Raw genomic sequence first — 18,205 nt, 5'->3', positions numbered from 1 at the left:
ATTTTTTTAAGTCTAAATATGGATACACTATCTTATAATGTCGCCCTTAATTGTAGTCCTTAGGGCGACTGAGATTGTAAAAAAAATCTCTCTCACTTTATTAGATCACTAATTGATACACCATAAAGTTCCGAAAGTTTTTTTAGTTTCTCTACTGATAATCCTGATTCTCCTTTTTCAACGTTATGATAAGAACGTTTGAATTTCAGACCTAAAGCCTTTGAAACGTATTCTAAAGAATAACCATTTTTTTGTCTTAGAGATTTAATTCGTTGTGTATTTAGCATTTTAAGTCACCACCTTCAACTTCTAAACTTAGTATAACCAAAAGTAGCCCCAAAGGCAACTTTTTATTTTCGAAAATTTATTTTTTATTTTTACGTTGCCATTAGGGCTACTCATTGTTACATTTAAACTAGATACTTTTTTACAAGTAGCGCGAAAGGATGTTATAGATGAATATCATAGGGGAGAGAATATTCGAGTTAAGAAAAGAACGAAAACTAACACAAGAAAAAATAGGCGAAAATATTGGTGTGAGCAAGCAAACTATTTCCAAATATGAAAAAGGGACAAAAATCCCCTCACGCGAGAACATTGAAAAATTAGCTGATTTCTTCAATGTTCCCATTGATTACTTATTCGGGAAAAGCGATAATTCCATTAAAAGTAGCAATAATATAAAAGAAATATTTGAAAGTGATGAATTGCATTGGGATGGAAGAAAGCTTTCTCCTGAGGAAATCGAAAGCGTCAAAGCGCTTTTAGAAGTAGCTATCCAAAGAATGTTAAAACAAGAAAAAAAGGATTAGCATGAGGCTAGTCCTTTTTTTGGTTCCATTTGCTGCATGACTTCACTTAATTCATTATCAGTAATGAACCCTTGTTTATGTATTTCTTTCAATGCATGAAGAGTGTCATTTTCTGAGACTTTATCCCTTAATAAATATTTAATCATGGATTTTATTTTTTCTTCGCCACTTATTAACAATACGAACTCCCCCATCCCAATAACTATGTGATTTTTTTAACAAACTGTGCATTTTTGTAACGTTTTTCAAAAATGCATACCCCTTAAAAAGCACTCAAGACGCTACTTAGTAGTAGCGTCTTGAAAAATAATTTATAAATTTCTAATGAGTTCCTGGATCAACCATTAGATATGTAGTTTCTACTTTACTTGAATGTGCTTGTGAAGTATCTTTGTTTTGTTCAACTACTCCTAGTAGTCCTAAAACACATATCATTGTAAGAATAACTTTTTTCAACCTACTTCACTCCCTCTTTAATTAAAAGACGTGTTACCAAATTTGAATAGAATACATTCCCATTATTAGCGAATTTTTCTAAAGCCTCTTTGAGAACCATTATATCATTTCTATCTACAAAAAATAAATAATATAATTTAAATGCGGACAAAGTTTTTCCTTGTTTTTTCAAGTCTTCAAAATACGCTCTAGCTTTAACTCCTGAACCGAATTTAGCATCAAAGAAAGCTTTTTCCGCTTCTCCTACAAAATCCCAATCTATTTTATCTACATTTATTCCATACTCAATTCGCAAAAAAGCTAATGTGCTATGAACTGCACGATACATTTTACTATAAGTAGTAATACCTAAGCTTTTTATTAATTTTAGGCTTTCTAAAAAGTACGTTTCCGCTTGAAAAGGATTTTCAAGTATAAAAGACTCCCCTAAGCAACTCAACGCTTTAGCCTTTATAACTGAATCTTCTGGAGCGGATTTTATTATACTATTACAAATGTCCCTGCATTCTTTTGTTTTATTACTAAACAAATTAATATGAGACTTACGATCATCATGTTGCAAATCCAAATGTTTTTTTATAAATGCATTCTCTACTAATGGTAAGTTTTGATCGATCTTTTTAGAATACGGGACCATAGCCATGAAATTACTACTATCATACAGCGCAAACCCATGTAACATGTCTACTATTATTTGATAGTCTACATTTTTAGAGTATGGTAATTCATCTAATTTCCTTTGCAATTCTTCTCCTTCTAATTTGTTCAAATTTCTTTGATTGTATAAATCATACAAATGTAGATATTTGTTTATTTTCCCTTTTTTATCGCTGCTAATATGTTTTTTAATTAATTTTTTCATTAATTGATACTCACCGACTGTTTGGCAGTAAGACAGTGCCTTTTTTATGTTTAAATCACTCTGGCAAAGCAATATAAATTCTCTAATTTTCTTTCTACGTTCCTTCCAATTTGGATACAAGTCGGGAGCAATTAATAAGAATGACTCCAACTTCATTTCTTTAATTTTCCCATTTAAAATCCTATTAAGATTAGTTCTATCAATCTCTGCTTTTTTAGCTAATGTACCAACATCCAACTTAAGATAATTGATATGCTCCTGTAAGTTCTTGATAAAGCTCTTCATTCTAAAATTCCCTCCCAAATCAGAACCCAAAACATATCCCTTTTTTCTCAATAGGAAAATGAATCATAATTTTCTTTACACTTATGAAGTATGCTATACTATGTACTGACTCATGGAAACTTTCCCTATCTAGGCTAGGGTTAAATGTTATAGCTGTGTGGCCTCACATCTATAACACCGTGGGTCTTTTTTTATTCCTTCTTTCGCTAAATTCAGTTTATCATAAGATTTAGAATGTTCGTTCTGATTATGGTCAAATCATGTTGAGAAAGTTTTTTTAAAAAATTCTATTTTTCATTAAGAATATTTTACCACCAAAAGAACGTTTGTTCTATATGTTTTTCATTCGAATGTCAATTTAAGTGATATTTACTATTATAAAGACAAATTTCGTGACATGTATAGTCTAAAAATTCTCATGTATTTATACTAAAACTATGAATACATTTGGAGAAAATTTAAAAAAGTTTAGAGCAAGTCGTTCCCTTACTCAATCAGAGTTCGGTGAAAAAGTCCAGTTAAGTCGTAGTCAAGTTGGCAATTTAGAAATTAACTATAATCAACCTGACCTTGACACTCTCGATCGCATTGCAACATATTTAGGTGTTTCTGTTGATGCGTTAATGGGTAGAACGAGTACACTACACGAAAAGAACATAGCAAATGCTCTCGATGAAATTCAAACGGTTTTCGCAGGCCTGGATGAATCTCAACGAGAGCAATTCTGTAAACAACTCGTATTATATGCAAAGTTCCTTAAAACTCATAACGAGCTGTTATGAGTCGATTGTAGTAGAAAACATTTCCAATCGCAACGGTAAAAATTAACAAATTTTTATCAACAAAAAAAGAGAGCACTTAGCTCTCTTTTTTTATATTCCTGTGCCTGGATCTTTTATGTATCCTCCCCCTGCCCCAGGATCATACATACCCATTCCGCCACCTGGATCTTTCCAATCCCCTCCACACGGATTTGGGTCATACTTCAATTGACTTCCACCTAAACCGCCTGGATCAAAGTTATCTCTTTTCATTTTCTTAAACCTCCCGGTTCTTTTCGCCATCCACCACCTGGATCGAAAATACCCACTCCTGTCCCCGGATCGTATAACTTCCATCCTGTACCAGGTTTCTGTGATTCTTTAGAGTGTAATAACATAATTACCATCCTCCTGGATCAGTATTATTTTTTAAACCTCCACCACCTGGCTCGTTCATTCTATGTCCACCTGGTTCTATTTTTAATCCTGCGCCCCCATTACCTGGATCAAGTACTAATGGACTTCCACCTGCTCCTCCTGGATCAGAAATTACCTTTGAACCTCCTGGGTCTTTTATGTAGCTTTTCATAATCTCACTCTCCCCTTTCTTTTATACACCTGTCCCCGGATCATAAATTGGTTTCCACCCTGTTCCTGGATCTTCGTCATATTTCCAACCGCCACCGCCTGGTTCGTTATGCCAACCTACGCCAGGATCAGCTACTCTGTGACCACCAGGGTCCTTTGTGAATTCCTCCATATTTTCCCCTCCTTTCATTTATAAAATATAACTCTAAAAAAACATGAAACTATTCTGCTAAAAAAATACCTTTATATGGAGTTCTCATTACATTAATCCAATCTTTTAATGTTTCCCGATTAGCCTGAGTAATTGGATAATTTCTAGCTGAACATGTCATTTCAGCACCAGGTGAAAGAGAACTTGTTGTTACAATAAGACCAGATTCAGCACCATAATGTTCAATATCTGCCCAAAGAGATTTCACTACCATTTTTTCAATCTTCGCTTTATGTCTCTTACATTGAATCAGGATAGTTGGAGGTCCTGACATATCATTTTCCTTTAACCAAACTCTTGCATCTATTCCGTCATCATCTCTTCCTTCACCTATTTCAACGTAATACCCCTGCTTCTCAAAGAACTCACATGTCAAAGCTTCAAATTTCCTCCAATTTATTTCACCAATTGAATCAAAATTATGACTTAAATAGTCAATATATCGCTGGTCAATAAATTTCCCGTATAAAGTTTCTAAAGATTCACTTTCGAATAATTCTCTTAGCTGTGCAGTATTTTTCCAATTAACTTGCCTAAACAGTCCCCATGGACTTTTATGTAACTCTAAATTTGTACTTTCAAACATTTCCACCGCCATTTCTATTCCTGCTAATCCATATTTCTTTCTAGCTAATTCTACAAACGGCCTAGGGTCAATTGTCTTATTCTTCGATACTTTCGCTACAGCAATTGCTTTGTTTAAAGATTCTATAAACAATGGATATAAAACCATATACATTTCTAAAGACTCTGGGTTATTCTCATACTTCTTGAAAAGTGCAATAGTAGCAGGCATACTACTTGGAGTTTCAATGTTTCCAACCTTATATAGTAAATGATTAATCAAGCTTTCATATGATTCTGCTCTAATTCTTATTGTTTCTTGACCTTCTCCAAACCAAATGTTGTGAAATTGCTCAGGTATTATATCTTCGAATTCCTCACGTGTTAAACCTAATCCTGATTTATACCCCACTATTTCACCCGTGTTCCCTATCAACTGGCTTCTTTTAGTCCATATAGCTCCCATGTAAGCCCCTCCTTGTTTAAATACTTAACTCGAATTAATTAAACTCATTGTGTCATTACAAATACCGCTATATCTTCTTATAATAATTATATCTTGCATCTTCTATATCTGTAAATTTCCTTTTACAGAAATTAGGCTTGCATGCTATCATTTCTTATACCACTACCATATATCACAGCTTGTATCTAGAAAACGATTATGACGAGGTGAAAAATCATGGCATACTTTCGTAAACGTGGTGAGAAGTGGTCTTTTACCATGGATGTCGGCAAAGACCCTATCACAGGTAAACGGAAACAAGTCACTAAAGGTGGCTTTAAAACAAAGAAAGCTGCTCAAGAAGAAGTGGCAAGAGTAACAAATGATTTAGCAAATGGGGATTACGAGAATAGTGATATTCGCTTTTCTCAGCTCGTAGAAATCTGGATGCAAGAGAAAGAATCATCATGTAGACCATCAACATTGTATCAATACAAACGCATTCTACGCTCACGTGTTATGCCTGAATTTGGTGAAAAGAGATTATCAGATATAAAACCATTGACTGTTCATAATTTTCACCAGAAGCTACTTAAAGAGGGTCTAACTACGAAATACATTTCATCTGTTGATGTTATGTTAAAACAAATCCTCGATAAAGGCGTAGAACTAGAAATGATTAACTCTAATCCTGCTAAGAAAGCTAAACGGCCTAAAGTTAAAAAGAAGTCGCAAGCTAGCTGGACAGTTGAACAAGCCATGAAGTTTATGGAGTATGCAAAAATACAAGGAAGCTATTATATTGCGTTTGTTTTAGCGTTGCATACAGGCATGCGGATCGGAGAAGTATTAGCTTTACAGTGGGATGATATTAATTTCAAAAACAAGACTATTCATGTACAAAGAACATTAACGCTTGTTGATGGAAAGTATGAATTAGGTGAGACAAAAACTGAAGCATCTAATCGTATAATCCCGATGACAGAAGAATTAATGGGAGAATTGTTAGAGTATCAAAGTCATAAGAAGGAGAATTCTTTCGACTTATTAATTTGCACAAGAAATAAAAAAATCGTGCATCCATATACGATACGCTACCAAATGAAAGCTTTGTGCGAAGCAATTGACGTACCGTATATTAGATTCCACGATATCCGAAGAACGTTTACAACTATTTTAATCGATTCTGGCGCAAATGCAAAGGTTGTTTCAAAATTGCTTGGTCATACAAATGTTTCTACAACTTTAAATATTTATACTGATGTTTATGAAGAGCGTCAAATTGAAGTAACTGAAATGCTAGGAAATGTATTAAAAAGTGGTCGAAGTGGTCAAAATGTGGTCATTGTTGAAAATGAAGAGGATTAAAACCCGTATAACAAGTGGTATAATGCATTTATAGTGTAAGTTTTTTCTTTACACTATAATGAAGTCATCATAGTAAATAATATATAGAGTATCACGTTTTTCAAAAAGATGCTACATCGAAAGGAGAGATTACCATAAAAGTTGGTGGTATTGTTGTTGAATATAACCCTTTTCATAACGGTCATCTTTATCATGTGCAACAGACAAAAAAGTTAACACAATCCGATATAATAATTGCCGTTATGAGTGGTCCTTTTTTACAGCGTGGTGAGCCCTCACTCATTTCCAAATGGTATCGCACTAAAATGGCCTTAGCAAACGGCGTAGACCTTGTTGTAGAGCTTCCATACGTCTTTGCAACACAAAAGGCTGAAACCTTCGCAAATGGTGCTATTTCCATTTTAAATGCTCTACGTGTTTCTGAAATTTGTTTCGGTAGTGAGGATGGACAAATCGAAAATTTTTATAATACCATCTCCGTACAAAAAAACGAAGAAGAGACTTTTAACTGCCTTGTAAAACAATTCATGGGCGCTGGTAATAGTTATGCAAAAGCAACATCGGATGCTTTCTCACACATTTTAACATCCGAAAAAAACATAGATATGTCACAACCAAATAATATTTTAGGCTTCCAATATATGAAAGCAATCCTGTCACAAAATAGCTCTATACAAGCTCAAACTATAAAAAGATTTGCCGCTCATTATCATGATGAAACATTTAGTGACCAACATATTGCAAGCGCGACAAGCATCCGAAAACAACTCTTTAGCGAAGAAGGATCATTTACAGCAATTGAACCTTTTCTCCCACAGGCAACCACTTCGCTTTTAGCAAATTACAAACAAAACTACGGGATATTACATAATTGGGAACAATACTTTTCATTTTTCAAATATAAACTCATGACGATGTCTCCAGGGGACTTACGACATATATATGAAATAGAAGAAGGTTTAGAGCATCGTATTTTATCAAAAATACAAAACAGTTCCTCCTTCTATTCATTCATGGAAGCATTAAAAACAAAACGTTATACATGGACTAGATTACAAAGAGCTTGTACACACATTTTAACAAACACAACAAAAGAGGAAATACGTAGCGCAAATATAGAACAACACGCACCATATATTCGCCTGCTAGGCATGTCACAAAAAGGACAAACTTATCTTTCAAAAAACAAGAAAAAAATCGAACTTCCAATCCTTACTCATACAAAAACATTTGACCATGCCGCTTTAGATATAGAGAAAAAAGCAAACTCTGTATATTTCTCCATCATGCACGAACCGTTACGCACGCAACTATTAAAACAGGATATAACACACCATCCTATTCGCTATGATGAAACATCTACAAAATTCCTATAAAAAAACCTCTCTATTTCAGAGAGGTTTTTCCTTATCCATCTTTTCTAAATATGTTAACGCATCATCCAGCGTATCTACTGGTACAATTTTCATTTTTGTTTTAATATCCTTTGCAGTCTCAAGTGCATCTTTATAGTTCGATTTCTCCGCACCTTTTTCATTTGGCGCAAAGAACACTTCAGCCCCGGCATCGCTAGCAGCCACCACTTTTTGATTTATACCACCAATCGGGCCCACTTCTCCTTTTTCATTAATTGTACCTGTTCCAGCTATTTCATGTCCTTTGGTTAAGTCTTCTTCCACAAGTTGATTATATATTTCTAATGTGAACATTAAACCTGCAGATGGTCCACCAATTTCATGAGAATTAATTTTCACTTTCGGATCGACCACTAATTCTCTTTCCGTAACGATAGAAACACCTATACCGACACGTCCATTCCCATTAGGAATCGTCTTTACATTTAAATTCTCTTTCAATTGTTTTCCATTTCTCATGTACTCAATACTTACAGCATCGCTTTCTTTTTTTCCAGTCATATATTCAATAAATTGCTCCGTCTTTTCAAATGTCTTTCCATCAACAGCTATAATAACATCACCAAGCTTAAGCTTTCCTTCTGACGGCATTCCTTTTGCCACACCAGCAACTAATACACCTTTATTTTCAAAAGATACTGAGCGATTTGCACGTTTATATGCATTATAAATTGCTGCATTTTGTGAATCTTTCATCGCATAATTTTGGCGAAATTGATATTCTTCATCACTCTCACCTTTTTGCAATATTTCTTCCGCTTTCGAAATATGTGTATATTTATTAAACTGTGCCGCTATTAAATTCACCACATTTGCTGGTCCCATTGAAACCGTAACAAGCATAAAATCACCAGATTCTTTCGTTCCACCCTCAACTTGAACGTAAGGCTCTAATTTGGCAGCCATTCCTGGTTTTGTTACATAATACGGTAAACGTACGTAAACAAGTAACATCGCCAATATAACCCCTATTAAGATTGCATATATAAACCGAAAACGCTTAAACATTATGTTTCTCCTTCCACTGCTCAATTAATAAATAAATATTTGAAACATGTTTTTCTGCTTCTACTTCTCCAACTCGAATAATATCTTCAATGTTTGTAAAAGCACGTGAACTAAATTGCTCTACAGCTGGTCGCATCATTAAATCCGATGCAATTTGCCGATTCATTACAAGCTCATGCTGCATAATTTCAATACTTTGCATGATTACGTCATAAATGGACGTAACATCGCCATTCACCTTAATTGGAGATACATCAACAGCGATAACAATATCGGCCCCTAACTCTTTCACAACCGATACTGGGATGCGATCAATGACTCCACCATCCACTAATAATCGTCCATCTATTTTTTCTGGTACAAACACTCCAGGAACAGATATGCTAGCCCTCACCGCATCTGCAACTGGCCCACTTGTAAAAACCACTTTTTCCCCCTTCAATATGTCAGTAGCCACAACAGCCGTCGGGATATCTAACTCTTCTAAATTTTTATTATATGTAAACATTTTAATCATATCTTTGACACGTTTTCCAGCAATAAATCCCATTTTCGGTACCGTGAAATCTAAATAATACTTCCGCTTAAAAACAGATGCCAATTTATACAATCTTTCAACGTTACTACTCGCCGCATAAAACGTACCTATTAACGCCCCCATACTACTTCCTGCAATCATGTGAATAGGGATACCCGCTTCCCTTAAAACCTTTATTACACCAATATGAGCAAACCCTTTCGCTCCTCCAGACCCAAGTGCTAAACCAATCTTTGGTTCTTTCATTTTTCTCACCCTTTAATTTTTTTCATTCCTTTTTCATACTTATGGTCTAAATTCACTACGTATCCACGTATACTGAAATGAACGTTTTTTGGGACAAAGGGGGATTTACTTACATGTATGAAAAATGGAAAACCGCTTTCCTTACCATATCAACGCTATTTTTAACCTTTTCTCTTGTACTCCACCCCCAAGCCGCTTTGCAAGCTTCTATTCGCGGGTTAAATATATGGTGGGAAGTTGTATTCCCTTCACTACTACCGTTTTTCATCATTGCGGAACTTCTAATTAGTATCGGTGTTGTAAAATTTATTGGCGTTATATTAGAACCACTCATGCGCCCACTTTTTCGCGTTCCAGGGATAGGCGGATTTGTTTGGGCGATGGGAATGGCTTCTGGTTTCCCTGCAGGCGCCAAATTAAGCGCTAGACTACGAAAAAGCAATCTTTTAACTCAGATTGAAGCGGAGCGCCTCGTTTCTTTCACAAATTCTTCTAATCCACTTTTTATTTTCGGTGCTGTTTCTATCGGTTTTTTTAATAATCCGAAATTAGGAATTATATTAGCCGCTGCCCATTATTTCAGTAACTTTGCTGTCGGATTAATTATGCGTTTTCACGGCGATAATACCGCTTACAAAAATAATACACACACTACAAAAAAACGTCGTTTTCAAAACCCTTTTTTAATTCTCCACGAGACGCGCTTACAAGAAAAAAGACCAATTGGTAAATTACTTGGGGATGCTATTGTTTCTTCTATTCAAACATTACTTATGATTGGTGGATTTATTATTTTATTCTCTGTGTTAAATAAAATGATTACTGTATTCCACATTACAGCAGCTCTTTCTTTTATTATGCAATATATTTTATCATTCTTCCAACTAAGTACAGATTTTAGTATACCTATATTATCAGGTATTTTCGAAATGACACTCGGAAGCCAAATGATTAGTCAAATAAATGAAACACCGCTCTTACAACAAGCTATGGTAACAAGCTTCATTTTAGCATTTAGCGGTCTTTCTATTCAGGCACAAATTGCTAGCATATTAGCTGAAACAGATATCAGATTTAAACCCTATTTTTTCGCACGAATTATTCAAAGTATCCTTGCCCCTATTTTTACATTTGTATTTTGGACACCGTTTTATGAGAAAGTGAGTTCTTTCTCACCTATGCCACAAGATATTCCTGTATTTTTATCCAAGCACCCTTCTATACTACATGAAATTTGGACATCTTTTATACATTACGGACCAATTTTCACATTATTTTGTCTATACTTATATGTAATTTTATTATTTTTGCGCACGTATAAAGAAAAACCCCGTTCACTTTAACGGGGTTTGAAACTTTTCTTTTAAAGCACGCTCTACAATAGGAGGTACAAGATCTACTACACTTCCTCCATACCTCGCAACTTCTTTCACAATACTCGAACTTAAAAATGAATATTGGTTGTTTGTCATAATAAAAAATGTTTCAATATTTTCATCTAATTTTCGATTCATAGAAGTAATTTGCATCTCATATTCAAAATCAGAAACTGCTCGTAAACCACGTAATATTGCATTTGCATTACGCATCTTTGCATACTCTACTAATAGCCCACTATGCGAATCTACTTTTACATTCGGGATATCTTTTGTCGCTTCTCGAATTAGTTCTAATCGCTCTTCAACTGAGAAGAATGGTTTTTTTGATGAATTGTTTAAAACGACTACGTACACTTCATCAAATACTTTTGCTCCCCTTTTAATAATATCCAGATGCCCAAGGGTAATTGGATCAAAACTTCCTGAAGAAATAGCTATACTTGTCATTCTGTCCCCTCACCTTCATACTTATAAATCGATATTGCAGTAATCCCATAATTCTCAGCTCGTACTTTTACAAGCCTACCTATTGAATTAGGTAAAACCACATCATTACCATGCTCTGCCATAATTAATCCATCACTATGCAGCAATCCATGTTGATCCATTACACTAATTAAAGATACAATTTTTTGCTCTTTATATGGAGGATCTATTAATATAAGATCGAATGACATTTCACGTTTTATTAACGCCTTTACTGCACGTTCCGCATCATTTCGATATACTTCAGCTTGTTCCTGTATTCTACAACTTTCTAAATTTTGATGAATTACTTTTATCGCTTTACTATCCCGATCAACAAAAATTGCTTTATCGATCCCTCTGCTCAAAGCTTCAATTCCAAGACCACCGCTACCACCAAATAAATCAAGGGCGATACCACCATCAAAATAAGGACCTATCATATTAAAAATAGATTCTTTTACTTTATCTGTCGTTGGACGTGTTGTATTACCAGGAACCGCTTTAAGTGGGTGTCCTTTACATTTTCCTGAAACTACTCTCATCTGTTGTCACTACCTTTATTTCAATCTATCGAGGGATTATTGAAAGCCATTTCCACTTCGGTAACCGCTAACAAACCACATTCACCTAACTATAGGAAAACTCGGCCTTAAATAACCTCTCGTTATTTATATATATTCATCTCATCATTCACTAATATGAACCCAATATGTATATTAGTTCCACTTTATCTTTTTTATCCTATCACAAAATAAAAAAAAGAAAAATAAAAAGCCCAACATAAAATTTAATTTCATTATGTATATCTTCATTTAGATTGGACATAAATAATTATAACAACATCACCTTCGATGTTGTTGCCAACCGCGGAGAAGACTTACGTTTCCCCATAAGTTCTTCCTCCGGTTTCTCCTCTCCCTTTGCCTTCTTACTAGTACATGCTAGTATAAGAAGGGCCCTGCTATGCAGGGTTTTTTTTCTTTGTGTGCTTTTCATTTAAAAAGTGAAATGGTACAGTAAAAGAAAGAGGAGGAAAAGATATGATTCAACGCTTTATAGAACTTGGAGAAGGCTACTCTGATTTATATGAATTACTTGAAATTGCCAAAACAAATCAAGAACGTATAGCACATATGTTACAATTTGAAACGATAAAAAACGATAAAAAAGTGTGTTCGCTTGTTGTAATATTAAAACCAACTACTACTGGTGATTTCCAACCATTATACATATGTCGTGAAGGCATTCCTGTATTTGAAAATAAAAAAAGTAAACGTGTCATTTTATTTGAAGAAACGGCAGAACAACTTGGGAAAAAAGTGGCTACCTTTACTGTAAAACCATCTACAACTTTCCCAGAAAAAGAACTATTTTTTAATCATTTAATTGGTATTTTACGAATGAACAATTTCATTCCTCCGATGAAATAACACGTTATTTCAAGTGAAAAATCCCCCGCTAAATTTAGCAGGGGATTTTTTCTATTAGCTATAATCGTATTCTTTTGCTCGATCAGGACGGGAATTTTCAAATTCCGTTTTTAAATACGGGCGATACGACTGTTCTATCTTTTTCACAAAAGGAAGTTTGTTCAACTTATGCATCATATGCTCAATTTGTTCCATATCACAATATACTACAGCATATTTTAATCGTTTTGATATGTAATGTATGTTACCATATTTCCTTAAAATCTTGGCATGTTTCAATGAATGTAAATAAACAATCATACTTTGTCGTTGCCCGAACATAATCTTCTCCATCTTCTCCTTTTAAAAACATATATTTTATATTCTATGAAAACCGATCAGAAATTTATAACATTACAGGACAAACTCTGTATACGTTTTCTTCCAACTTCTAAAAAACGGGGTACATCACCCCGTTTTTTTACAACCACAACCTCCGCCAGTACCACAACCTCCACCACAGCCACCAGCATCAAAGAATGGATTTCCTGTTGGCACTTTAATGGAAGCAGACACTTCCGAACCGATTGCTACACTAACTTCGTCTAATAACTTCTGCAAAGCAGTTTCTGCTCTTTTAAAAGCTGCAACCTTATCATGTAAGTCCACAGAACGCTTTAATTCTCTCATTTTCATCGAAACGGTAGTATAGTCAGGATGGTATTTTCCAAAACGCTGTACTTCCTCATACCGTTCTTTCATCGCTGTAAATTGCTGAATTAGCTTCTGAAGTTCCATATCTTCATGTAATTCTCTATAATACTTACGATAATCTTCTGCTATATCTGAACAGATAATCGCTTTTGCAAGCTGCTCTGCCTTATCTAATATTAATACGCTTTCTAGCGTCGCTACAATCATGAGAGACACCTCCGAGTATCCATCATACCACATTTAGATTAGAACTACTAATTGAAGTGACTTACTCAAAAGAAAGATATAATGAAACTATTTTTACACTATATCCGTACACACTTATACATTAATATGTTCCGCTATATTATATTTAAGAACATCCCATTTTCCACTATTTTGTTTCACATAACTAATGCACGCATTTTTTAATGGTGTCTTAAATGTAATTTCATCTGGTTCAATGGCATGTAAAATCGCTTTTATCGCGTGTGAGTGAGCAACAATAATAATACGTTTGCCAAAATGAGTTGTCGCAACATCTTCTAAAGCAGCAAAGCAACGAGCTACAATCTCTTCATCTCGCTCCATACCTTCTACTTTACCTTCAGCAATCAACTCTCTAACAGCCGCAACCGGCTTCCCTGAAGCTTCCCCAAAATTCCGTTCAACAAATCGCTCATCTAATAAAATCGATTGTAATCCAGCTGCCTTTGCAATTTCATTAGCCGTTTCTTGCGCTCTAATTAACGGGCTACTTATAATGATATCCCACGTTTCTTTTTGTAAAGCAGCTGCACTTTGACTCGCTTGCTTCTTACCAACTTCATTAAGCGGAATATCTTCTCGTCCCTGAATAATTTCTTGAAAATTCCAATCAGTTTGTCCATGTCGTACTAAACAAATTTCCGTCATGCTGCAACTCCTTTTTAAATAATCAATCTCTATTGTAACAAAAGTTCTGCATGACGGACATATTTTTCACTTCCAATTAGGTTGCATTTTGTTGCTTCATATACTGAAACATATCAATCATAATCGAAGCAACGGCCAATTGATTTTGAAACTTTTCCACTTTATCTGGTATTGTTTTTTTGAAATGTTGCATCGCCGCTAACTCAAAAGCCTCTTTTTCTTCAGGATTTCGTGTTAATTTTCTATACCAGTATGGTTGTTCTCTAATATAGCGAGATAAATCCTCATCAGCCTTTATAAACTCCATAATTTCTGCTCTCATCATCTTTCCCCCTAATCCTTTTGAAAGAAAAACGGGTTATTTTCTGAAGTACTTTGCTCTTGCTGCGTACGGTTACCTTGAAATTGCTGAATAACTTGTTGCACGCTCCCAATTGCACTCGTCACATTAGCTAAATGGTTCTGCATTTGTTCCACGTCCAACTTTTTAAAAAAAGAAAGCATTTGCCCCATCACATCAGCAGTTTTTTCCTCTTCAGTTCGATTATCTTTTTCTTTTTTATTTTCTTTTACCGAAGAAAACGCAGGCGCTCCATCCGGTCTATACGTTGCCCATATTGGGTCCTCTTCACCAAGTAAGTACCATTCTTCATAAAATTGTTGCCATGTTTTGTGACCACTTCTAACCTCATGAACCATTTTAGGGTGATGGTTTACAAATTCTTTAAACTGTTGAACCGATGGATGTAACGGTCCTTTTGTTGTTGGCATAATCCTCACCTCTCCATGTATATCTACTATATAGTAAGAAAAAAAAGGCGCATGGTTCGCCTATTTTTAGACGATTCATGCACCTTTTTTTCTCCTATTTGCATACGGTCAGATTCCCACCTACAATTCAGTGAATACGAAGTAACTAATTTGGTGATGTAACACCCCACCGCTTACAGTTTCGCTTTATTTTCGAATAAAGTTTTGTGTATAAAATTTATCGTATACACCAACACCTAATCCTGTAAATTGTTCATTTAATAAATTCTTTCTATGCCCCTCACTATTTAACCACCCTTGCACTGCCGCAATTCCATCACTATGTTGCGCCGCTATGTTCTCACCAGCAAGTTGAAATCCTACTTTCCCGCGCTGCAAACGATCTCCTAGCGTACCTAATGTAGGTGAGTCATGAGAAAAATAATTATTGTCTTTCATATCTTTACTGTGACCAACAGCAACATCTGCTGTTTCCTGATCCCATGTTAGTAATGGTAATTTATGACGACTTCGAATGATATTTGTTAAATCAAAAATTTGTTGCATATTCCCATTTTCTACTTGTTTTATTTTTTCCGGAGTCAATGGTTGTTCTGCTATTAATTCACCTGAATAAACGAGCTGATACGGTCTTTGGCGTAATAAAGTTTCATCATCCATATAACGAACACCAACAAGCTCATGTGTAAATTGATCAAAATACAATTGCGCCCATCCATCTTCTACAGGTATTAACGGTTGTTCCATGACTTCGGTATCAGATAGCTCAAATTGATAACTATTTTTCCCTCTTTTTAATGAAATTTCATGCGAAAGCGGACTTTTTTTATATACTTCTTCATATTTTTCATTTATATAATAAGGTAGAACCTTAACTTGTTCACCAGCTGCGTACGCCGTTACAACTTTACGTTCAGAAACTCCAAATTGAACATACTGAGTTAAATCCTGGTTGTATACCCACCATTCATATCCGTATGCAGATGGCTCTATTCGAGAGGGTTCTCCCCACTTCGCTAATAAGTTTTCAGAGTCTTCACCAATCATATTTAAAACAGTATCTGGGGAGTCTTCCTTCATTTGCTTTTTCTTTTTCACAATTTTATTTTCTTGCTTTGATTGAGATGGGGTTAATATATATTGTGAAACGAGTAATTTCCCGTATAAATCAACAGCTAAAATTAAAAATGTAATCATTACGATACGCAATAATTTCTTCAAACGATATACCTCCTGAACAAAACATAAAATTGAGATATACACAAATCCATTTCTTTCTTTTTGTGTGTACCGTACTCTTTTCACTATATCATATTTTTGTGAAAAAAGTCTGGATTATCCCTTTTCTCTCAATATGAATTGCACTTTCTTATTATTCATACTATTATAAAAATAATGGTGTAACATTAAAAAAGGAGGTATTATATGCAATTTACAAATACGAAATTTAATGGAGCCGTCGTTGAATTAACTCTTTTAACTGAAATCATGGAAAACAACCACTTCGTACTTGCTGGACAGTGGGATTATGAACGGGTTACATACGATTATAAATTTGAAATATTAAAGGATATTTATTATTTACGAGTACAAGGAGTTGCTATTGAAGGTGACATTGGCAGTAGACATGCTGAAGTAAAACTACTTCCCCCCTTATTAGGAAAACATTATTATCCTCACGGCGTTGAATATGGTGATGATGAGACTTTCCCAACGAATGTACTTCAAAAAAGCGAACAACTCCTACAAAATGTCGAAAAAGAGTTAAAAGAATTTCAAATTATTGATTAACAAAAATAAGCGCATCAATATGATGCGCTTGTTTTATTTCCCTTCCCTAAGAATGAATCGTTTTTTTTACTGGATATCCATAAATAGATCCATCTTTTACTTTAATCTCCTCTTCCCAAGGAACCTTATATTTACCTTCAGCTAAATCTTTTACAAACGTATATGGATTTTCTTTCACCCCACCAGGAGTTGCTACATATCCTCTTGAACCTAGATTATATATATTATTTTCCAATCCCCATCCTAATCTAGCTTGATCTGCTAGTTCTGGATATACTTCAGCAGTAACAATCTCCCAAGGATTTCGATGTCCCTGTACTAAAGTAGTCCCATCAAAATTACATACTTGTCCTTCACCAAAGTAATAAAATACACCATCATAACCCGCTAAGTTTACCGACAATGTATACATTAAATTCTGCCATGCATTTGAACGATTGGTTAGCATCCATTGTTCACTAACTTGTGTACTATATCCAGAAATACGAATTAAGACATTTGCACCTTTATAGGCCGCTTCACGAGCTACTTCAGGGAACATACCATCATGACAAATACAAACAGCTAATTTACTTCCTCCAGGTCCATCACAAACAGGTAAGCCTAAATCTCCAGCTTTCCAAGGCTCGACTGGCACCCAAGGATTTAGCTTACGATACTTCAAAATCATCTCACCTTGTGGATCAATAATAACTGCGGTATTATATGGCTCTCCACCATCAGGATTTTTCTCCATTATTGAAAAAACACCATATACTTTAGATTCTTTACATGCCTCAGCAAATAAGTCTGTTTCCGGCCCAGGCACTGTACATAAAAATTCTTCTGTAGTCCATTTTTTTGTATTTAGCCCTTGTGTACTATATTCAGGAAATACTATCAATTCTAATCCAGGGTAACCTGATTTGGTCGAATGAATTGTTTTTATGATTTGTTGAATTTGTTTATCAATGTCTGCACGTGACTCTACTACTGGTACTGGATATTGAATTAGTGCTGTCAAAAAACCACTAATCGGCTTTACCATACTTCCACTACTACCCATTTAAACTCCCCCTTAAAATAGTTCGTATTTATTAAATATAACAATATATATTTGTAACTCTCTAAAAAACTTGCACTACACATGGAATTATTACGCATGAAAACTAGTAGTAAATTTTATATCCACTTTTAGTACACGCCTACACTAACTTAACATTAATAGTTAGAAAATTCAA

General features: G+C 34.8%; 27 protein-coding genes. 7 read left to right on the top strand and 20 right to left on the bottom strand.

The window, feature by feature from the left end; all coding sequences use genetic code 11:
- Positions 1–92: 92 nt before the first annotated feature.
- Positions 93–287, bottom strand: a complete 195-nt coding sequence (locus AC0OM3_RS04110) for a helix-turn-helix domain-containing protein (RefSeq protein ID WP_000935436.1) — start codon at positions 285–287, stop codon at positions 93–95.
- A gap of 168 nt (positions 288–455) precedes the next feature.
- Here AC0OM3_RS04110 and AC0OM3_RS04105 point away from each other — a divergent pair, with 168 nt between their 5' ends.
- Positions 456–812, top strand: a complete 357-nt coding sequence (locus tag AC0OM3_RS04105; protein ID WP_001021266.1) for a helix-turn-helix domain-containing protein — start codon at positions 456–458, stop codon at positions 810–812.
- Here the strand turns inward: AC0OM3_RS04105 and AC0OM3_RS04100 are convergent.
- The 3 genes from AC0OM3_RS04100 to AC0OM3_RS04090 all read right to left on the bottom strand — a co-directional run bounded on the left by AC0OM3_RS04100 (position 809) and on the right by AC0OM3_RS04090 (position 2,415).
- A complete protein-coding gene (locus AC0OM3_RS04100) occupies positions 809–991 on the bottom strand; it encodes a hypothetical protein (RefSeq protein WP_474211093.1) in 183 nt (60 codons plus the stop codon). The two genes, AC0OM3_RS04105 and AC0OM3_RS04100, sit on opposite strands and share 4 nt — an antisense overlap.
- Positions 992–1,133: 142 nt before the next feature.
- Positions 1,134–1,247 (bottom strand): ABC transporter ATP-binding protein, encoded by a 114-nt coding sequence (locus tag AC0OM3_RS04095; RefSeq protein ID WP_253829521.1) that lies wholly within the window; start codon positions 1,245–1,247, stop codon positions 1,134–1,136.
- A gap of 22 nt (positions 1,248–1,269) precedes the next feature.
- Entirely contained in the window at positions 1,270–2,415 is a 1,146-nt protein-coding gene (locus tag AC0OM3_RS04090) for an AimR family lysis-lysogeny pheromone receptor (RefSeq protein ID WP_098582751.1), read from the bottom strand.
- A 437-nt stretch (positions 2,416–2,852) separates the two neighbouring features.
- Here AC0OM3_RS04090 and AC0OM3_RS04085 point away from each other — a divergent pair, with 437 nt between their 5' ends.
- Positions 2,853–3,197, top strand: a complete 345-nt coding sequence (locus tag AC0OM3_RS04085; protein WP_410255599.1) for a helix-turn-helix domain-containing protein — start codon at positions 2,853–2,855, stop codon at positions 3,195–3,197.
- A gap of 90 nt (positions 3,198–3,287) precedes the next feature.
- Here the strand turns inward: AC0OM3_RS04085 and AC0OM3_RS04080 are convergent, their stop codons facing one another.
- Genes AC0OM3_RS04080 through AC0OM3_RS04060 form a run of 5 tightly spaced genes read right to left on the bottom strand, consistent with a single transcriptional unit; the run spans position 3,288 to position 5,005 of the window.
- Positions 3,288–3,449, bottom strand: coding sequence for a hypothetical protein (locus AC0OM3_RS04080; RefSeq protein WP_170962333.1), 162 nt, complete (start codon positions 3,447–3,449; stop codon positions 3,288–3,290).
- Positions 3,446–3,574 (bottom strand): hypothetical protein, encoded by a 129-nt coding sequence (locus AC0OM3_RS04075; RefSeq protein WP_098582753.1) that lies wholly within the window; start codon positions 3,572–3,574, stop codon positions 3,446–3,448. Before AC0OM3_RS04075 ends, AC0OM3_RS04080 begins: the two co-directional genes overlap by 4 nt.
- 2 nt (positions 3,575–3,576) lie before the next feature.
- Positions 3,577–3,765 (bottom strand): hypothetical protein, encoded by a 189-nt coding sequence (locus AC0OM3_RS04070; protein WP_029438037.1) that lies wholly within the window; start codon positions 3,763–3,765, stop codon positions 3,577–3,579.
- 21 nt (positions 3,766–3,786) lie between these two features.
- Positions 3,787–3,936, bottom strand: a complete 150-nt coding sequence (locus AC0OM3_RS04065) for a hypothetical protein (protein WP_474211092.1) — start codon at positions 3,934–3,936, stop codon at positions 3,787–3,789.
- A 49-nt stretch (positions 3,937–3,985) separates the two neighbouring features.
- Positions 3,986–5,005: a restriction endonuclease gene (locus AC0OM3_RS04060; RefSeq protein WP_098582755.1), complete on the bottom strand. Its 1,020-nt coding sequence runs from the start codon at positions 5,003–5,005 to the stop codon at positions 3,986–3,988.
- 216 nt (positions 5,006–5,221) lie between these two features.
- Here AC0OM3_RS04060 and AC0OM3_RS04055 point away from each other — a divergent pair, with 216 nt between their 5' ends.
- Together AC0OM3_RS04055 and AC0OM3_RS04050 are read left to right on the top strand one after the other, a co-directional pair.
- Positions 5,222–6,352, top strand: a complete 1,131-nt coding sequence (locus AC0OM3_RS04055) for a site-specific integrase (protein ID WP_100618354.1) — start codon at positions 5,222–5,224, stop codon at positions 6,350–6,352.
- A 194-nt stretch (positions 6,353–6,546) separates the two neighbouring features.
- Complete coding sequence (locus AC0OM3_RS04050; RefSeq protein WP_002164157.1) at positions 6,547–7,728, top strand: nucleotidyltransferase; 1,182 nt, start codon at positions 6,547–6,549, stop codon at positions 7,726–7,728.
- Between the two features lie 15 nt (positions 7,729–7,743).
- Here AC0OM3_RS04050 and AC0OM3_RS04045 read toward each other — a convergent pair whose 3' ends face one another.
- The gene (locus AC0OM3_RS04045) at positions 7,744–8,775 is read right to left on the bottom strand and encodes a SepM family pheromone-processing serine protease (RefSeq protein WP_000476298.1); all 1,032 of its coding nucleotides are present in this window, start codon (positions 8,773–8,775) and stop codon (positions 7,744–7,746) included.
- A complete protein-coding gene (locus tag AC0OM3_RS04040; protein WP_000662590.1) occupies positions 8,768–9,559 on the bottom strand; it encodes a patatin-like phospholipase family protein in 792 nt (263 codons plus the stop codon). Before AC0OM3_RS04040 ends, AC0OM3_RS04045 begins: the two co-directional genes overlap by 8 nt.
- A 113-nt stretch (positions 9,560–9,672) precedes the next feature.
- Between AC0OM3_RS04040 and ylbJ the strand changes: the two genes are divergently transcribed.
- Positions 9,673–10,902 carry a sporulation integral membrane protein YlbJ gene (gene ylbJ / locus AC0OM3_RS04035; RefSeq protein WP_000273081.1) on the top strand — a complete coding sequence of 410 codons (1,230 nt, stop codon included), beginning with the start codon at positions 9,673–9,675 and terminating at the stop codon, positions 10,900–10,902.
- Here ylbJ and coaD read toward each other — a convergent pair.
- Together coaD and rsmD are read right to left on the bottom strand one after the other, a co-directional pair.
- Positions 10,894–11,385: a pantetheine-phosphate adenylyltransferase gene (gene coaD, locus AC0OM3_RS04030; RefSeq protein WP_000200601.1), complete on the bottom strand. Its 492-nt coding sequence runs from the start codon at positions 11,383–11,385 to the stop codon at positions 10,894–10,896. The two genes, ylbJ and coaD, sit on opposite strands and share 9 nt — an antisense overlap.
- Positions 11,382–11,948, bottom strand: coding sequence for a 16S rRNA (guanine(966)-N(2))-methyltransferase RsmD (gene rsmD, locus AC0OM3_RS04025; RefSeq protein ID WP_001266977.1), 567 nt, complete (start codon positions 11,946–11,948; stop codon positions 11,382–11,384). The genes coaD and rsmD overlap by 4 nt, the downstream gene beginning before the upstream one ends.
- A 498-nt stretch (positions 11,949–12,446) precedes the next feature.
- Here rsmD and AC0OM3_RS04020 point away from each other — a divergent pair, with 498 nt between their 5' ends.
- The gene (locus tag AC0OM3_RS04020) at positions 12,447–12,836 is read left to right on the top strand and encodes a DUF7147 family protein (protein WP_000616017.1); all 390 of its coding nucleotides are present in this window, start codon (positions 12,447–12,449) and stop codon (positions 12,834–12,836) included.
- A gap of 54 nt (positions 12,837–12,890) precedes the next feature.
- Here the strand turns inward: AC0OM3_RS04020 and AC0OM3_RS04015 are convergent, their stop codons facing one another.
- The 6 genes from AC0OM3_RS04015 to AC0OM3_RS03990 all read right to left on the bottom strand — a co-directional run bounded on the left by AC0OM3_RS04015 (position 12,891) and on the right by AC0OM3_RS03990 (position 16,415).
- On the bottom strand, positions 12,891–13,157 hold the full coding sequence (locus tag AC0OM3_RS04015) for a YlbG family protein (RefSeq protein WP_002082261.1): 267 nt from the start codon (positions 13,155–13,157) through the stop codon (positions 12,891–12,893).
- A gap of 126 nt (positions 13,158–13,283) precedes the next feature.
- Positions 13,284–13,736, bottom strand: a complete 453-nt coding sequence (locus AC0OM3_RS04010; protein ID WP_000634363.1) for a YlbF/YmcA family competence regulator — start codon at positions 13,734–13,736, stop codon at positions 13,284–13,286.
- A 114-nt stretch (positions 13,737–13,850) separates the two neighbouring features.
- Positions 13,851–14,423 (bottom strand): histidine phosphatase family protein, encoded by a 573-nt coding sequence (locus AC0OM3_RS04005; protein WP_000134949.1) that lies wholly within the window; start codon positions 14,421–14,423, stop codon positions 13,851–13,853.
- Between the two features lie 76 nt (positions 14,424–14,499).
- On the bottom strand, positions 14,500–14,745 hold the full coding sequence (locus AC0OM3_RS04000; protein ID WP_001200990.1) for a YlbE-like family protein: 246 nt from the start codon (positions 14,743–14,745) through the stop codon (positions 14,500–14,502).
- 11 nt (positions 14,746–14,756) lie between these two features.
- Entirely contained in the window at positions 14,757–15,194 is a 438-nt protein-coding gene (locus AC0OM3_RS03995; RefSeq protein WP_001143346.1) for a YlbD family protein, read from the bottom strand.
- A gap of 186 nt (positions 15,195–15,380) precedes the next feature.
- The gene (locus AC0OM3_RS03990; RefSeq protein ID WP_000735380.1) at positions 15,381–16,415 is read right to left on the bottom strand and encodes a CAP domain-containing protein; all 1,035 of its coding nucleotides are present in this window, start codon (positions 16,413–16,415) and stop codon (positions 15,381–15,383) included.
- A gap of 204 nt (positions 16,416–16,619) precedes the next feature.
- Between AC0OM3_RS03990 and AC0OM3_RS03985 the strand changes: the two genes are divergently transcribed.
- Complete coding sequence (locus AC0OM3_RS03985; RefSeq protein ID WP_001160943.1) at positions 16,620–16,985, top strand: YugN family protein; 366 nt, start codon at positions 16,620–16,622, stop codon at positions 16,983–16,985.
- Between the two features lie 46 nt (positions 16,986–17,031).
- Here AC0OM3_RS03985 and AC0OM3_RS03980 read toward each other — a convergent pair whose 3' ends face one another.
- The gene (locus tag AC0OM3_RS03980; protein WP_000535803.1) at positions 17,032–18,030 is read right to left on the bottom strand and encodes a formamidase; all 999 of its coding nucleotides are present in this window, start codon (positions 18,028–18,030) and stop codon (positions 17,032–17,034) included.
- Positions 18,031–18,205: the final 175 nt, after the last annotated feature.

It is taken from the genome of Bacillus sp. FAU20 (assembly GCF_056033865.1).
This window is presented reverse-complemented; position numbering and strand designations above follow the sequence as displayed.

Bases quoted from the DNA above. Each gene is read 5' to 3' on its own strand.
- AC0OM3_RS04110 (WP_000935436.1), bottom strand. From the start codon at position 287: ATGCTAAATACACAACGAATTAAATCTCTAAGACAAAAAAATGGTTAT.
- AC0OM3_RS04105 (WP_001021266.1), top strand. From the start codon at position 456: ATGAATATCATAGGGGAGAGAATATTCGAGTTAAGAAAAGAACGAAAA.
- AC0OM3_RS04095 (WP_253829521.1), bottom strand. From the start codon at position 1,247: ATGATATGTGTTTTAGGACTACTAGGAGTAGTTGAACAAAACAAAGAT.
- AC0OM3_RS04090 (WP_098582751.1), bottom strand. From the start codon at position 2,415: ATGAAGAGCTTTATCAAGAACTTACAGGAGCATATCAATTATCTTAAG.
- AC0OM3_RS04085 (WP_410255599.1), top strand. From the start codon at position 2,853: ATGAATACATTTGGAGAAAATTTAAAAAAGTTTAGAGCAAGTCGTTCC.
- AC0OM3_RS04080 (WP_170962333.1), bottom strand. From the start codon at position 3,449: ATGAAAAGAGATAACTTTGATCCAGGCGGTTTAGGTGGAAGTCAATTG.
- AC0OM3_RS04075 (WP_098582753.1), bottom strand. From the start codon at position 3,574: ATGTTATTACACTCTAAAGAATCACAGAAACCTGGTACAGGATGGAAG.
- AC0OM3_RS04070 (WP_029438037.1), bottom strand. From the start codon at position 3,765: ATGAAAAGCTACATAAAAGACCCAGGAGGTTCAAAGGTAATTTCTGAT.
- AC0OM3_RS04065 (WP_474211092.1), bottom strand. From the start codon at position 3,936: ATGGAGGAATTCACAAAGGACCCTGGTGGTCACAGAGTAGCTGATCCT.
- AC0OM3_RS04060 (WP_098582755.1), bottom strand. From the start codon at position 5,005: ATGGGAGCTATATGGACTAAAAGAAGCCAGTTGATAGGGAACACGGGT.
- AC0OM3_RS04055 (WP_100618354.1), top strand. From the start codon at position 5,222: ATGGCATACTTTCGTAAACGTGGTGAGAAGTGGTCTTTTACCATGGAT.
- AC0OM3_RS04045 (WP_000476298.1), bottom strand. From the start codon at position 8,775: ATGTTTAAGCGTTTTCGGTTTATATATGCAATCTTAATAGGGGTTATA.
- AC0OM3_RS04040 (WP_000662590.1), bottom strand. From the start codon at position 9,559: ATGAAAGAACCAAAGATTGGTTTAGCACTTGGGTCTGGAGGAGCGAAA.
- ylbJ (WP_000273081.1), top strand. From the start codon at position 9,673: ATGTATGAAAAATGGAAAACCGCTTTCCTTACCATATCAACGCTATTT.
- coaD (WP_000200601.1), bottom strand. From the start codon at position 11,385: ATGACAAGTATAGCTATTTCTTCAGGAAGTTTTGATCCAATTACCCTT.
- rsmD (WP_001266977.1), bottom strand. From the start codon at position 11,948: ATGAGAGTAGTTTCAGGAAAATGTAAAGGACACCCACTTAAAGCGGTT.
- AC0OM3_RS04020 (WP_000616017.1), top strand. From the start codon at position 12,447: ATGATTCAACGCTTTATAGAACTTGGAGAAGGCTACTCTGATTTATAT.
- AC0OM3_RS04015 (WP_002082261.1), bottom strand. From the start codon at position 13,157: ATGTTCGGGCAACGACAAAGTATGATTGTTTATTTACATTCATTGAAA.
- AC0OM3_RS04010 (WP_000634363.1), bottom strand. From the start codon at position 13,736: ATGATTGTAGCGACGCTAGAAAGCGTATTAATATTAGATAAGGCAGAG.
- AC0OM3_RS04005 (WP_000134949.1), bottom strand. From the start codon at position 14,423: ATGACGGAAATTTGTTTAGTACGACATGGACAAACTGATTGGAATTTT.
- AC0OM3_RS04000 (WP_001200990.1), bottom strand. From the start codon at position 14,745: ATGAGAGCAGAAATTATGGAGTTTATAAAGGCTGATGAGGATTTATCT.
- AC0OM3_RS03995 (WP_001143346.1), bottom strand. From the start codon at position 15,194: ATGCCAACAACAAAAGGACCGTTACATCCATCGGTTCAACAGTTTAAA.
- AC0OM3_RS03985 (WP_001160943.1), top strand. From the start codon at position 16,620: ATGCAATTTACAAATACGAAATTTAATGGAGCCGTCGTTGAATTAACT.
- AC0OM3_RS03980 (WP_000535803.1), bottom strand. From the start codon at position 18,030: ATGGGTAGTAGTGGAAGTATGGTAAAGCCGATTAGTGGTTTTTTGACA.